Here is a 14,076-nt window from a genome sequence, read left to right on the forward strand (position 1 = left end):
ATGCCGCCGCCGCAGCAGATCAACCTGTTCAACCCGGCCTTCCAACCCCAGAAGAAGTTGCTGAGCGCGCCGATGATGGGCCTTGCCCTGCTGGTGCTGGCGGCCGGGATGGCGGTGCTGGCCGTCGGCCTGGACATGCGCACCACCCGCATGCGGCAAGAGGCCGAGTCCGGGGCCGACAGCCTGGCGCGCAAGCAGGCGCGCCTGGCGACGGTGACTACCGAGTTCGCCCCGCGTACCAAGAGCGCGGAGCTGGACGCCGAGATCGCGCAGGCCGACGTGCGCCTGGCCGCCCTGCGCCACGTATCCGGCGTACTCGAGCGTGGCGAGCTGGGCGACGTCAATGGTTACGCCGGCTACTTCCGGGCCCTGGCGCGCCAGGGTGTGCCCGGCCTGTGGCTGACCGGCGTGACGGTCGCCGGCAGCAATATCGGCATCAGGGGTCGGACGCTCGATCCGAAGCTGGTGCCCGCCTATATCAATCGCCTGACCCAGGAGCCGCTGATGCAGGGCAAGTCCTTTGCAAGCCTGCAGATCGGCCAGGCCGAGCCGGTCCAGGTGACCGGCGCCGACGGCAAGGCGCTGCCCGCGCCGGCGCCCTACGTCGAGTTCAGCCTGCAGTCCGTGGCGGAGGCGCCGCAGCCATGAAGCAGCGCCTGCGTCAGCTTGCCGCGCGTATCGACGCGCTGACCCTGCGCGAACAGGCGCTGGGGTTTGCCGCGGCGGTGGCGGTGTGCGCCTTTGCCGGCTACCAGCTGGCGCTTGCGCCGATCTACCGCGAGCAGGAAGCGCTGCTCGAACAGATCCTCCAGCAACGCAACGACATGATGGGCATCGACGCCGAGATCGTGGCCAAGGTCGCGGCCTACCAGGTCGATCCGGATGCGGCCGCGCGCGCGCGCCTGGCGCGGGTCGAGCAGGAGTCGGCGACCATCGGCGACGCCTTGCTGGCGATGCAGGACGGCCTGGTCGCACCGGAGCGCATGGCGCCGCTGGTCGATGCGATCCTGCGCGCCAACGGCCGCCTGCAACTGGTATCGATGCGTACCCTGCCGGTGGAGACCGTCGCCGGCCAGGGCGCCGGAGCGCCGCCGGACCCCGCCGCCGCCGCGGTGGCGCCGGCCGATTCCGGCAGCCTGCCGCCGGCCGCTGCCGGCAAAGCGGCCGACCTGCTGTATCGCCACGGTGTCGAAGTCACCGTGCGCGGCAACTATCTCGACATGGTCGACTACATGAGCGCGCTCGAAGCGATGCCGACCCGGCTGTTCTGGGGCAAGGCGCAACTCGAGGTGGAGGAATATCCGGCCTCCCGCCTGACGCTGACGCTCTACACCCTGAGCCTGGACCGGAATTGGATGAAGCTGTGAAGACACTGACCGCAACCGCCCTGGCAGCCCTGATGCTGACCACGCCCTTCGCCCGGCCCGCCTTCGCGCAGGCATTGCCCGATCCGACCCGCCCGCCGGCGTCGCTGGGCGCCCCGCTCGATGCGACCGGCAGCGCCGGAGATGGCTTGCCGCGCCTGCAATCGGTACTGATCGCGCCGCGCGCGGGTGGACGCCAGGTGGCCGTGATCGATGGCGAGACCGTCCGCCTCGGCGACATGTTCAAGGGCGCGCGCGTGGCGCGCATGCGCCCGTCCGAGGTCGTGCTGGTACGCGGACGCGAGCGCCAGGTGCTGCGCCTGGAACCGGCGCCGGCCGAACCGGCGGGCAGCGGCATCGCGCGCGCCAACTGACGGAGACACCATGCGGACATCCTTCCTGATCCCTGCCTTTGCCATGCTGCTGGCCGCTTGCCAGACCGCCCGCAACACCGACACCTATGACGCGATCGGGCGCGAACTGGCAAACGCCAACAGCCAGCCGGCTGCGGCCCCGGCGCTGGACGACGCCGTCGCCAAGGCCTTGCTGCCGCCGGCGAGCGCCCTGGCCACCCAGCTGCCCAAGGCCCGGCCGGCGCTCGAGGAACGCTTCAATGTGTCGTTCAACAACGTCCCGGCGCAGCAGTTCTTCCGCTCGATCGTGGCCGGCACCCGCTACAACATGCTGGTGCACCCCGAGGTCAGCGGCAGCATCAGCGCCAACCTGAAGGACGTGACCCTGGCCGAGACCCTCGAAGCGGTCAAGGAAATGTACGGCTACGACTACAAGATCGACGGCGCCCGCATCACGATTCGTCCCTTGACGATGCAGACGCGGATGTTTCATGTGAACTACCTGACGGCCCAGCGTCGCGGCAGCTCGAACCTGCGCGTGAGCTCGACGTCGGTGGCCGACGCCAACCGCAATGGCAACGACGGCAACAACCAGAACAACCAGAACGTCCAGAACAACCAGAACGGGCCGAACAACGGCGGCAACCAGAACGGCGGCAACGCGGTACAGCTGGAGAGCACCGACGTCAGCACGACCTCGCTGAACGATTTCTGGGCCGACCTGAAGGCCGCGATCGACGCCATCGTCGGCTCGAAGGAGGGCGGGCGCAGCGTGGTGGTCAGCCCGCAGTCCGGCGTGCTGGTGATCCGCGCCATGCCCGACGAGCTGCGCAATGTCGACATGTACCTGAAGGCGACCCAACTGTCGGTGGACCGCCAGGTCATCCTGGAGGCGAAGATCCTGGAGGTCGAGCTGAACGACCGCTTCCAGAGCGGCATCAACTGGGCCACGTTCGCTTCGTTCCGCAGTTCGCACGCCAATCGCGTCTCGGGCGGCATGATCTCGCCGGGCGCCAACCTGGCGCCGCTGCCGTACGAAGGCGGGCAGCCGGCCGTCATCGCCAACGGCAGCGGCCTGCAGGCCAGCACCGGATTCTCGCTGTCGCAGGCCGCCACGGCGGCCGGATCGCTGTTCGGTTTCGCCTTCCAGACCAATAACTTCGCGGCCCTGATTTCCTTCCTGGAGTCGCAGGGCACGGTCCACGTGCTGTCCAGCCCGCGCATCGCGGCGGTGAACAACCAGAAGGCCGTGCTCAAGATCGGTACCGACGAGTTCTTCGTCACCGGCGTGACCACCACCACCAACAGCACCACGACCGGCAACACCATCACGCCGAGCGTCACCCTGCAGCCCTTCTTCTCGGGCGTGGTGCTGGACGTGACGCCGCAGATCGACGACAAGGGCAACATCCTGCTGCACGTGCACCCGTCGGTGAGCCAGGTGACGACCGTGAACAAGGGCGTCGACCTGGGCAGCGCCGGCACCCTGAACCTGCCCCTGGCGGCATCGAGCACGTCGGAACTGGACAGCATCGTGCGCGGGCAGAACGGCCGCGTGGTCGCGATCGGCGGCCTGATGCGCCAGGCCTCGAGCGGCGACACCGACCAGCTGCCCGGCGCCGACAGGCTGCCGGTGCTGGGGGCCCTGTTCCGCAACAAGAACCGGGTCAACCAGAAGCGCGAACTGGTGGTGCTGATCAAGCCGACGATCGTCGAGGGCGCCAACGACTGGAGCCAGGACCTGCTCGACACCACGCGCCGCATCGATCGCCTGAACCCGGCGGGGCAGGGCATCACGCGCTCGGAGCGCAGGTAATGTACGCGGCACATTTCGGCCTGCGCGAACTGCCGTTCGGGATCACGCCGGACACCAGCTTCTTCTTCGGTAGTCCGCGCTCGCAGGAGGCGCTCAACACCCTGCTGGTGGCGGCGCGCGGCGGCGAAGGCTTCATCAAGATCACCGGCGAAGTCGGCACCGGCAAGACGCTGCTGTGCCGCAAGTTCATGGCGACCCTCGGCGAGGGTGTCGTCACCGCCTACATCCCGAATCCCTACCTGGAGCCGCGTACCCTGATGCTGGCCCTGGCCGACGAGCTGGAAGTCGAACTCGAACGCGATGTCGACCAGCACCAGCTGCTCAAGGCGATCAACCATCGTCTGCTCGAGCTCGCCGGGCGCGGCCTGCAGGTCGTGTTGTGCCTGGACGAGGCGCAGGCGATTCCGGTGGAAAGCCTGGAGGCGCTGCGCCTGCTGACCAACCTGGAAACCGAGAAGCGCAAGCTGCTGCAGATCGTGCTGTTCGGACAGCCGGAACTGAACCGCAAGCTGGCGCTCGAGCAGATCCGTCAGCTGGCCCAGCGCATTACCTTTCACTATCACCTGGGGCCGCTCGGCCGCGACGACCTGGATTACTACGTGGCGCACCGCCTGCGCGTGGCCGGCTTCAGCGGCGCGCGGCTGTTCTCGCACGCCGCGATCCGGCGGCTGTACAAGAGCAGCGGCGGGGTGCCGCGCCTGGTGAACATCCTGGCGCACAAGTCGCTGATGCTGGCCTTCGGGCAGGGCAAGCAGCAGGTGAGCAGCGCCCATGTCATCACTGCGGCGCTGGATACGGTCGGTGCGAAGCGGCGCATGTGGCCCGGGTTGGCGGTCGGAGGCGCGCTGGCGGGCGCCGTGGCCGGCATGGCGTGGGCCTTCGTACGATGAGCCTCATCAACAAGATGCTGCAGGACCTCGACGCGCGCGGCGGCCAGCCCGGTCCGGCCGCGGTGTCGCCCGAAATCAAACCGGTGCCGCCGCCGGAGCGCGCCTTCCCGTGGCTGCGCGCTGGCCTGCTCGGCGCGCTGGCCGTGATGCTGGGTGGGGCCGGCTACCTGGCGTGGAAGATGGAGCGGGGTCCGGCCCCGGCCCCGGCTGCGCCAGCCGAAGTACCGGTGAGCATTGCCGGCGGAGGACTGGCGGGCGCGCCGCAAACGCTTGAGACGCCCGCGGCCGCGCAGGCGCCCGTGCTTGCGCCAGCGCCGGCGCCAGCCCTTTCCGAGGAAGCGGCCACGCAGCCGGACGCGGCGCAGACACCGTCCGCGCCGCCGCCCGCGCCGCAGCTTGCGGCCGAGTCCGAGCCGCTGGCAGAGCCGCTCACTGCGCCGCTCACCGCACCGATCACTGCGCCGCTCACCGCGCGCACCGCAGCGGCCGAACCGGCGCGCCGGCCCGCCCGCGCGCCTGCGCCCAGGGTCCAGCCCCAGGTCCAGCCCAAGGTCCAGCCCAAGGTCCAGCCCAAGGTCCAGCCCAAGGTCGCCGCAACGCCGGCGGCCGGCAAGCCGGCGAAGGGACGCAGCGTGACCGATGTGCAGCGTGCCGACAACGCCTACCGGCGCGCGCTCGCCAGCCTCGACGACGGCCGGGTGAGCGAGGCGATCGCCGGCCTGGAGCAGGCCCTGCGCGCCAACCCGCGTCACGAAAGCGCGCGCCAGACCCTGGTCAGCCTGTTGATCGAAGCGAAGCGTCCGGATGAGGCAATCCGGCAACTGGGCGCCGCGCTCGCGCTGGATCCGGCCCAACCTGCGATGGCCATGCTGTTGGCCCGCCTGCAGCTCGAGCGTGGCAGTCCGGGCCTGGACACCCTGCTGCGCAGCTTGCCGTATGCGTCGGGCAATGCCGACTACCGCGGTTTCCTGGCCGGCGCGCTGCAGCGCGAGGAGCGTCACGGCGAAGCGGTCGAGCAGTACCTGGCGGCGCTGCGGCTCGCGCCCCGGAACGGGGTGTGGTGGATGGGCCTGGGCATTTCCCTGCAAGCCGAGAAGCGTTCGCAGGAAGCGGCCGCGGCCTACCAGCGGGCGCTCGACAGCGGCAGCCTGTCCGCGGACTTGCAGGGCTTCGTCGAGCGCAAGCTCAAGCAGCTGGCGCGATGATGCGATGATGCGTCCGCGGCGGGCCCGGTCCCGTCGCGGCAGCCGCGTTCACAGCCGGCGCAGGGTCTCCAGCGCCTGTTCCAGCGTCTCGTCCCGCTTCGCGAAGCAGAAACGCACCACGCCCGACTCGGTCGGCCGGCTGTAGAAGGCCGACACCGGAATCGCCGCCACCTTCGCCTCCACCGTCAGCCACTCGGCGAATTCCGCCTCCGGCAGCGCCGAGATCGCGCCATAGCGCACGCACTGGAAGTAGGTGCCGTCCGCCGGCAGCAGCGTGAAACGCGAGCCGGCCAGGCCGTCGCGGAACAGGTCGCGCTTTTTCTGGTAGAAGGCCGGCAGTTCGAGACAGGGCCGCGGGTCGGCCATGTAGGCGGCGATCGCGTGCTGCATCGGCGTGTTCACCGTGAACACATTGTACTGGTGGACCTTGCGGAACTCCGCCATGAGCGGCGCCGGGGCGGCGACATAGCCCACCTTCCAGCCGGTCACGTGGTAGGTCTTGCCGAAGCTCGAGATCAGGAAGGCGCGCTCGGCCAGCCGCGGCTCGCGCGCCACCGAGGCGTGCGCTTCGCCGTCGAAGACCATGTGCTCGTACACCTCGTCCGACAGGATCAGGATCTCGCTGCCGTCGACGATCGCGGCCAGCGCGTCCAGGTCGGCGGCGCGCAGGATCGAGCCGGTCGGGTTGTGCGGCGAGTTCACCACGATCATGCGGGTGCGCGGCGTGACGGCGGCCGCCACCCGTTCCCAGGGCACGCTGTAGCCGTGCTCGTCGACCCGCATCGGCACCGGCACCGGCACCCCGCCCGCCAGCGCGATCGCGGGCAGGTAGCAGTCGTAGGCCGGCTCGATCACGATTACCTCGTCGCCCGGGTGCACGCTGCACAGGATGGCCGACTGGATCGCCTGCGAGGCGCCGCTGGTGACCGTGATCTCGGTGGCGTCGTCGTAGCTGCGGCCGTAGAGCGCGGCGATCTTGGCGGCGATCGCCGCGCGCAGGGCCGGCACGCCGCTCATGGGGGGATACTGGTTGTGGCCGGCGCGCATGGCCTCGTCGACCAGTTCGACCAGTCGGGGATCGCAGCCGAAATCGGGAAAGCCCTGGCCCAGGTTGACGGCGCCGTGCTCGAGGGCGAGTTGCGACATCCGGGTGAAGATGGTGGTGCCCACGGCGGGCAGGCGGGTGCGCAATGCGGGAGTGCTCATGGTTTCAATGGATGCTTCGGTGCTGCATTCTAGCGCGGCGCTTGCATGGCCTTGAGCCAGGCTTCGGGAACCATGATCCTGAACAGCCCTTCTCGCGCGGTGCGCCGGCCCAGCTTGAGCAGGGCCTTGTCCTTGGTGATCAGGACATCGGCGCCGGCGTCGCGCGCGATCTCCAGGAACTTCTGGTCGTCGCGGTCGGTGCAGACCGGCAGGCGGACCTGCTTCGGATCCGGGGCGACTACCGTCAGCAGGGCGTCGAAACGCGCCGCGGCCTCGGCGCGGGTGGCCTCGTCGAGCGGCAGATGCGGGTAGTGCAGGACCACGCGGTATTCGTCGCGGCAATCGGCGCGCGTCACGGCGGCAAGCTCGCCCGATTCCAGCGCCGCCAGCAGCGGCGCCCAGCGCGGGTCGCGGAACACGAACAGGTCGAGGCAGACATTGGTGTCGATGACGACGGGTTTGCCGGGGTCCGGGGTAAAAGCGGGTATCATGCGGGAAATTTTTCTGTAGTTAACTTTGCAAAGCTGTCTGAAACGATGCTGATTGTCCTGTCGCCCGCCAAATCCCTCGACCTCGAATCCCCCAGCACCACCACCACGCACACCACCCCGGACTTCATCCCGCGCGCCGCCGAACTGATCGCGGTGCTGCGGACCTATTCGCCAGGCCAGGTCGCCGAGCTGATGGACCTGTCGGACAGCCTGGCCATGCTCAACGTGTCGCGTTATGCGCACTGGAGCGAAGACCACGCCGAGGCGCGCCAGGCGATCATGTCGTTCAACGGCGACGTGTATGCCGGCCTGGATGCGCGCACGCTGGCGCCGGAGGCCCTTGCCTATGCCCAGCGCCACCTGCGCATCCTGTCGGGCCTGTACGGTCTGCTGCGGCCGCTGGACCGCATGCACCCGTACCGCCTGGAAATGGGCACGCGCCTGAAGAACGGCCGCGGCAACAACCTGTATGCCTTCTGGGGCGAGCGCGTGACCGACGCGCTCAATGCCCAGCTCCTGGAGCTGAAAGCGCCGGCCCTGGTCAACCTGGCGTCGGAGGAATACTTCAAGTCGGTGAAGCCGACACTGCTGGCCGCGCCGGTGATCACGCCGCAGTTCGAAGACTGGAAAAACGGCAAGTACAAGATCATCTCGTTCTTTGCCAAGCGCGCCCGCGGCATGATGGCGCGCTACGCGGCGCAGCACGCGATCCGCGATCCGGAGCGGCTCAAGGACTTCGACGTCGACGGCTACGCCTACGATGCGGCGGCATCAAGCCAGCACAACTGGGTGTTCCGCCGCAAACTGGCCGCCTGAGGCGACAAGCCGGACGATGGCGCGGCGCGGCCATGCCGCGCCGCCTGCGGCACTTACAGCGCGTCTTTCGGTGCGGCCTTCGGGCCCGACTTCGACCAGAAGCGCCACCATGGGGCGTCGCCCTGGGCGTCCGGGTTCAGGAAGCGGCTGTTCGGGTAGTTCAGCACCAGCACGCGCTGGGTATCGTCGCGCAGCACCGGCATGCCGAGCTTGTCGTAGCTGCGCATCATGAGGTACAGCGCTTCTTCGCGCGCCGGGGCGTCGGTGTAGTCCTGCACCGCCAACTGGGCGCGGTTCAGCGCCGCCAGGTAGGCGCCGCGGCGGTAGTAATAATTCGCCACGTGCACTTCGTACTGGGCCATGGCATTGACCAGGTAGTTCATGCGCGCGACCGCATCGTCGCGGTACTTGCTGTTCGGGAACTTGTCGACCAGGACCTTGAACGCGGCAAAGGCTTCGCGGGTGGCCCGCGGGTCGCGTTCGGTCGGGTCCTGCGAATAGATGAAGCTCAGGAAACCGAGTTGGTCGTTGAAGTTGATCAGGCCGCGCAGGTAATACATGTAGTCGACCTGCGGATGATTCGGGTGCAGCTTGATGAAACGCTCGACCGCGGCCAGCGCCTCGGCCTGGTCCTGGGCCTTGTAATGGGCGTACGCAATTTCCATCTGCGCTTGCGCGGCATAGGTGCCGAACGGATAGTTCGATTCGAGCCGTTCGAACAGCTTGATCGCCGCTTCATAGTGGCCGCCGTTCATCTCATCGCGTGCCTCAGCGTATAATTTCTCCGCTGACCAATTTTTGGTGTCGTCGCCGGCTTTCGGCAAGATGCTGCAAGCGGACAGACCGACGAACGCGCAAGCGGCGACCAACACAGACAATTTTTTTTGCATAGCTCTTTGCAAGAAAGTTTTACCTAGATTCAACGAACGGCTGATTATAGCCGATGGGACTCACGTGATATTAACTCCTGCGCCGAATTCGGCGGAAATGCCTCTCGACTCCGATTTAGATGACGATATGGAGGCCGGGTTCGAGCTCGACGCCAAGACCGACCTGTCGCCGATCACCCTGCACCTGGACCCCGAGGCCTGCGGCCAGCGCCTCGACAAGGTGATCGCCGGCCTGGTGCCGCAGTTCTCGCGCAGCCGCCTGCAGCTCTGGTTCGAAGGCGGCTTCGTCAAGGTCGACGGCAAGCCGGCGCGCGGCAAGGACACCGCCTACGGCGACGAGACCGTGCTCATCGAACCCCAGGCCGCGCCGGAAGACACCGCCTTCACGCCCGAGCCCATGGCGCTGGAAATCGTCCACGAAGACGAGGACATCCTGGTCGTCAACAAGCCGGCCGGGCTGGTGGTCCACCCGGGCGCCGGCAACTGGTCGGGCACCTTGCTCAACGGCTTGCTGCACCATTGCCCGCAACTGGTGGGCGTGCCGCGCGCCGGCATCGTGCACCGTCTCGACAAGGACACCAGCGGCCTGATGGTGGTCGGCAAGACCCTGGCCGCCCAGACCGACCTGGTGCGCCAACTGCAGGCGCGCACCGTCAAGCGCGAATACTTCGCGCTGGTGTGGGGCACGCCGCAAGCGCGCGGCACCATCGATTCGCCGATGGGACGCCATCCGAAGGACCGGGTCAAGATGGCGGTCTCGTCGAGCCCCTTCGCCAAGCCGGCCATCACCCACTTCAAGCGCGTCGCCGTCGGTACCCTGGACCGCCGCCCGGTGTCGCTGGTGCGCTGCAGCCTGGAGACCGGCCGCACCCACCAGATTCGTGTGCACATGCAGCACCTGGGCTTTGCGCTGGTGGGCGATTCGGTCTATGGCAAGCAGCACCTGGTGCCGGTGTTCCACCGCCAGGCCCTGCAGGCCCGCCGTCTCGGCCTGGTGCACCCGGGCACGGGCGAGCCCTGCGAATGGACGGTGCCGCTGGCCGCCGACTTCGCCGAGCTGATCGCCAGGGCCGGCATCGCCGAGCCCGGCGATGACGACGACGGCGACGGCAGCGCGGCATGATGGACGCCGCCGCCCTGGTATGGCCGGACTGGCCGGACCTGCCCGCGCAAGTCGGCGCGCTGGCGACCGGCCGCGATGGCGGCTGTAGTCAGGGGGCCTACGACGACGGCAAGGGTGGTGGCGGCCTGAACCTGGGCATGCATTGCGGCGACGATCCCGAGGCCGTGCGGCGCAACCGCGCGCGCCTGCAGGCGTATTTGCCGGGCCGTCCGGCCTGGATCGCCCAGGTGCATGGCGCCGATGTGGTCGATGCCGGCAGCGTCGGCCCCGACCAGCCGGTGCGTACCGGCGACGCCAGCATCGCCACGCGGGCCGGCCCCGTGTGCGCGATCCTGACGGCCGACTGCCTGCCGGTGCTGTTTGCCGATCTCGACGGCAAGGTGGTGGGCGCGGCCCACGCCGGCTGGCGCGGACTGGCCGGCGGCGTGCTGGGCCAGACCGTGCGCGCCATGCGCGCCGCCGGCGCGGGCGAGATCACGGCCTGGATGGGGCCGGCAATCGGGCCGGACGCCTTCGAAGTGGGCGAGGATGTGCGCGCGGCCTTCATGGCCGCGTTGCCGGGCGCGGCGACCCTGGCCGCGTTCAGACCGAAATTTGACCAACCGGTAAAATTTTGGGCCGATATCTTCGCGCTGGCGCGGTTGATGCTGGCACGCGAGGGGATCACCCGCGTGCATGGCGGCGGCATGTGCACCTTCTCGGCGCCCCAGCGCTTCTATTCGTACCGGCGCGACCGGGTCACCGGCCGCCAGGCGAGTCTGATCTGGATCAAATAAGCGCTGTGGCGGCGGATCACAATGCCGAGTTGCTTCACCGCTGTTCCACACCATCGCCGCCCGGGGCCGGCTTCGCTGCGGGCTCCCCCGCGGGCGCCCCGGCAGCCTTGCTGCGCGCCTGCGCTGCGCGGCGCGCGCGTCGCCGTTTTGACCCTGTCAGATAGAAAACAATGGATAATGGCAGGGCGCAATAGAACATGAACGTCATCAGGCCGTGCACGATGGTCGGTTCGGTCGCTGCCATCAGGGCGACCACGTAAATCCAGGCAACGGCGACGATCCACATGCTTTTCTCCAAGGTTGTAGACCCCGATTCTAAACAACGGATGCTGACATGAACATGCCTGACCCCCAAGCTTTTGCCGCCTCCTGGATGACCCAGTTCACCGACCCGAGCATCTGGCAGGGCTGGATGACGATGCCGGCCATGATGCCGCAAGCCGGCGCCAACCCCCTGGCCGGCATCCTCAAGGACGTCGGCGCCGGCATTGCCCCGGCCAGGCTGGAAAGCCTGCGCGGCGATTACCTCAGGAAGGCCGGCCAGCTGTGGCAGGACTTCGTCAGCGGCAAGTCGCCGGAACTCCACGACCGGCGCTTTTCCAGCACCGAGTGGCGCGAGAACCCGATGTCCGCCTTCTCGGCCGCGTCCTACCTGCTCAATGCCGAATTTCTGCTGGCCCTGGCCGACGCCGTCGAGGCGGCGCCGCGCGAGCGCCAGAAGATCCGCTTCGCGGTCCAGCAGATGGTCGATGCCATGTCGCCGGCCAATTTCTTCGCCACCAACCCGGAAGCGCAGAAGAAGCTGATCGAGACCAAGGGCGAAAGCCTGGCCAAGGGCCTGGCCAACATGCTGGCCGATCTGCAGAAGGGCCGCATCTCGCAGTCCGACGAGTCGGCCTTCGAAGTCGGCCGCAACGTGGGCGGCACGCCGGGCCAGGTGGTGTTCGAGAACGAGCTGTTCCAGCTGATCCAGTACACCCCGGCGACCCCGAGCGTGAAGGCGGTGCCGCTCCTGATGATTCCGCCCTGCATCAACAAGTTCTACATCCTCGACCTGCAGCCGGAGAACTCGCTGGTGCGCTACGTGGTGGAGCAGGGCAATACCGTGTTCATGGTTTCCTGGCGCAATCCCGACCGCGCAATGGGCAATGTGCGCTGGGACGATTACGTCGAACTCGGGGCGATCAAGGCGATCGAGGTGGTGCGCGAGATCAGCGGGCAGGACAAGAGCCATGTGTTCGGTTTCTGCGTGGGCGGCACCATCGCCGCCACCGCGCTCGCGGTGCTGGCGGCGCGCGGCCAGCAGCCGGCCGCCAGCCTGTCGCTCCTGACCACGCTGCTCGACTTCCAGGACACCGGCGTGCTCGAGGTCTTCGTCGACGAAACCCAGGTGGCGCTGCGCGAGCAGAGCCTCGGCGGCGGGGGGCTGATGCCGGGCCGCGACCTGGCCACCACCTTCTCGGCCCTGCGCCCGAACGACCTGGTGTGGAACTACGTGCAGCAGAACTACCTCAAGGGCAAGGAGCCGCCGGCCTTCGACCTGCTGTACTGGAACGCCGACAGCACCAACCTGCCGGGCCCGATGTTCTGCTGGTACCTGCGCAATACCTACCTGGAGAACAAGCTGAAAGTGCCGGGCGCGCTCAGCGTGTGCGGGGTGCCGGTGGACCTGGGCAAGATCGACTGCCCGGTCTTCCTGTACGGCTCGAAGGAAGACCACATCGTGCCCTGGGAAGCGGCGTTCGCCTCGATGAACCTGCTCAACCCCGGGAACCCGAAGGCCAACCGCTACGTGCTGGGCGCCTCCGGCCACATCGCGGGCGTGATCAACCCGACCTCGAAGAACAAGCGCAGCTACTGGACCAACGACAAGGGCGGCAAGTCGCGCCCGAAGACGGCCGAGGCCTGGTTCGCCGGCGCGCTGGAACAGAAGGGCAGCTGGTGGCCGGAATGGGCCAGCTTCCTGGCCGAGAACGGCGGGGCGGACCAGCCGGCGCCGACGGCGTTCGGCAACGGGAAGTACCGTGCGATCGAGCCGGCGCCGGGCCGCTACGTCAAGGCGCGCGCGGAATAAGCCGCGCGCGTCGTCCGTAGGGTGGGCGGGTGTTCCGCCCACGCGTTCAGACAGTCGATGCACTTCGGCAAAGTATCCGTCAGCTGAACGCGTGGGCAGAAAACCTGTCCACCCTACCGGTTCTACCCTCCGGTCATATCAAATTCACCACGGAAGTTTGTAGTCTAATAATTGCTGCACCTGCGCGCGGCTCGTGGTAAGGTGTGGGCTTGTCCGTCCCGCAAGGCAAGGCAAGGCAATGCGATCGCACTGCTGGAGGGAACGGCCCAGCGGCCGGTTTTTTTGGTGACCAATCAAGAAGAATAGCGTGCGGCCGACGCTGCCGCAACGCACAACGATGAGACATGAAATGAGTAGTGCAAAGAAGAGTGCTGAACGCCTGATCAAGAAATATCCGAACCGCCGTCTGTACGATACCCAGACCAGTTCCTACATCACCCTGACCGACGTGAAGCAGTTGGTGCTCGATGCCGACGAATTTACCGTGGTGGACGCCAAGAGCAACGAAGACCTGACCCGCAGCATTTTGCTCCAGATCATCCTGGAAGAAGAAGCCAACGGCGTTCCCATGTTCTCCAGCTCGGTGCTGGCCCAGATCATCCGTTACTACGGCCATGCGATGCAGGGCATGATGGGCTCCTACCTGGAAAAGAACGTGCAGGCCTTCACCGATATCCAGAACAAGTTCACCAGTAACGCGGCCGGCGCCCTCGAAGGCAAGCCGTTCAGTCCAGAGATGTGGACCCAGTTCATGAACGTCCAGGGCCCGATGATGCAGGGCATGATGAACAACTACATCGACCAGTCGAAGAACCTGTTCCTGCAGATGCAGGAGCAGATGCAGAGCCAGAGCAAGGCGATGTTCGGCGCCTTCCCGTTCCCGGGCATGACCCCGCCGACCGACAAGAAGTAAGCATTCAAGCAAGCAGTCGTTTTTCCGAGACACGCGCCGGCCCAGCCCCGGGCCGGCAAGTCGCTCCCTCGGTTCCACCGGCACACCCGGTTCGGGTACAATCGCGGATTGCCCAGATTCCTTGTCGTCCGCCCATGACCGAACTTCGCCGTATTCCTG

General features: G+C 67.5%; 15 protein-coding genes. 11 read left to right on the forward strand and 4 right to left on the reverse strand.

All coding sequences use genetic code 11. From position 1 onward, the window contains the following. From IM543_11575 to IM543_11600, 6 genes are read left to right on the forward strand one after another with little or no spacing between them, the layout of a single operon-like run. Entirely contained in the window at positions 1-648 is a 648-nt protein-coding gene (locus IM543_11575; protein QOY96637.1) for a PilN domain-containing protein, read from the forward strand. Further along, positions 645-1,367 carry a hypothetical protein gene (locus IM543_11580; GenBank protein QOY96399.1) on the forward strand — a complete coding sequence of 241 codons (723 nt, stop codon included), beginning with the start codon at positions 645-647 and terminating at the stop codon, positions 1,365-1,367. Before IM543_11575 ends, IM543_11580 begins: the two co-directional genes overlap by 4 nt. 32 nt (positions 1,368-1,399) lie before the next feature. Beyond that, the gene (locus IM543_11585) at positions 1,400-1,738 is read left to right on the forward strand and encodes a hypothetical protein (protein QOY96638.1); all 339 of its coding nucleotides are present in this window, start codon (positions 1,400-1,402) and stop codon (positions 1,736-1,738) included. A 10-nt stretch (positions 1,739-1,748) separates the two neighbouring features. Next, entirely contained in the window at positions 1,749-3,533 is a 1,785-nt protein-coding gene (gene mshL / locus IM543_11590; GenBank protein QOY96400.1) for a pilus (MSHA type) biogenesis protein MshL, read from the forward strand. Further along, complete coding sequence (locus IM543_11595; protein QOY96401.1) at positions 3,533-4,423, forward strand: AAA family ATPase; 891 nt, start codon at positions 3,533-3,535, stop codon at positions 4,421-4,423. The genes mshL and IM543_11595 overlap by 1 nt, the downstream gene beginning before the upstream one ends. Beyond that, positions 4,420-5,628 (forward strand): tetratricopeptide repeat protein, encoded by a 1,209-nt coding sequence (locus IM543_11600; GenBank protein QOY96402.1) that lies wholly within the window; start codon positions 4,420-4,422, stop codon positions 5,626-5,628. The genes IM543_11595 and IM543_11600 overlap by 4 nt, the downstream gene beginning before the upstream one ends. A 48-nt stretch (positions 5,629-5,676) precedes the next feature. Here the strand turns inward: IM543_11600 and IM543_11605 are convergent, their stop codons facing one another. Further along, positions 5,677-6,834 carry a methionine aminotransferase gene (locus IM543_11605; protein QOY96403.1) on the reverse strand — a complete coding sequence of 386 codons (1,158 nt, stop codon included), beginning with the start codon at positions 6,832-6,834 and terminating at the stop codon, positions 5,677-5,679. A 29-nt stretch (positions 6,835-6,863) separates the two neighbouring features. Continuing rightward, positions 6,864-7,325, reverse strand: coding sequence for a putative toxin-antitoxin system toxin component, PIN family (locus IM543_11610; GenBank protein QOY96404.1), 462 nt, complete (start codon positions 7,323-7,325; stop codon positions 6,864-6,866). A 45-nt stretch (positions 7,326-7,370) separates the two neighbouring features. On the opposite strand from IM543_11610, the gene yaaA reads away from it, so the two are divergent. Continuing rightward, positions 7,371-8,141 (forward strand): peroxide stress protein YaaA, encoded by a 771-nt coding sequence (gene yaaA, locus IM543_11615; protein ID QOY96405.1) that lies wholly within the window; start codon positions 7,371-7,373, stop codon positions 8,139-8,141. Positions 8,142-8,194: 53 nt separating this feature from the next. Here the strand turns inward: yaaA and IM543_11620 are convergent, their stop codons facing one another. Beyond that, a complete protein-coding gene (locus IM543_11620) occupies positions 8,195-9,031 on the reverse strand; it encodes an outer membrane protein assembly factor BamD (GenBank protein QOY96406.1) in 837 nt (278 codons plus the stop codon). Between the two features lie 97 nt (positions 9,032-9,128). Between IM543_11620 and IM543_11625 the strand changes: the two genes are divergently transcribed. Then, entirely contained in the window at positions 9,129-10,154 is a 1,026-nt protein-coding gene (locus IM543_11625) for an RluA family pseudouridine synthase (GenBank protein QOY96407.1), read from the forward strand. Further along, complete coding sequence (gene pgeF, locus IM543_11630) at positions 10,154-10,930, forward strand: peptidoglycan editing factor PgeF (GenBank protein QOY96639.1); 777 nt, start codon at positions 10,154-10,156, stop codon at positions 10,928-10,930. The genes IM543_11625 and pgeF overlap by 1 nt, the downstream gene beginning before the upstream one ends. A gap of 34 nt (positions 10,931-10,964) precedes the next feature. Here the strand turns inward: pgeF and IM543_11635 are convergent, their stop codons facing one another. After that, positions 10,965-11,216 (reverse strand): hypothetical protein, encoded by a 252-nt coding sequence (locus IM543_11635; protein QOY96843.1) that lies wholly within the window; start codon positions 11,214-11,216, stop codon positions 10,965-10,967. Positions 11,217-11,264: 48 nt separating this feature from the next. On the opposite strand from IM543_11635, the gene phaC reads away from it, so the two are divergent. After that, positions 11,265-13,004, forward strand: coding sequence for a class I poly(R)-hydroxyalkanoic acid synthase (gene phaC, locus IM543_11640; GenBank protein ID QOY96408.1), 1,740 nt, complete (start codon positions 11,265-11,267; stop codon positions 13,002-13,004). A 349-nt stretch (positions 13,005-13,353) separates the two neighbouring features. Further along, positions 13,354-13,917, forward strand: coding sequence for a polyhydroxyalkanoate synthesis repressor PhaR (gene phaR, locus IM543_11645; protein QOY96409.1), 564 nt, complete (start codon positions 13,354-13,356; stop codon positions 13,915-13,917). Positions 13,918-14,076 lie beyond the last annotated feature (159 nt).

It is taken from the genome of Massilia sp. UMI-21, from assembly GCA_015277795.1.
Taxonomy (GTDB): Bacteria; Pseudomonadota; Gammaproteobacteria; order Burkholderiales; family Burkholderiaceae_D; genus Telluria.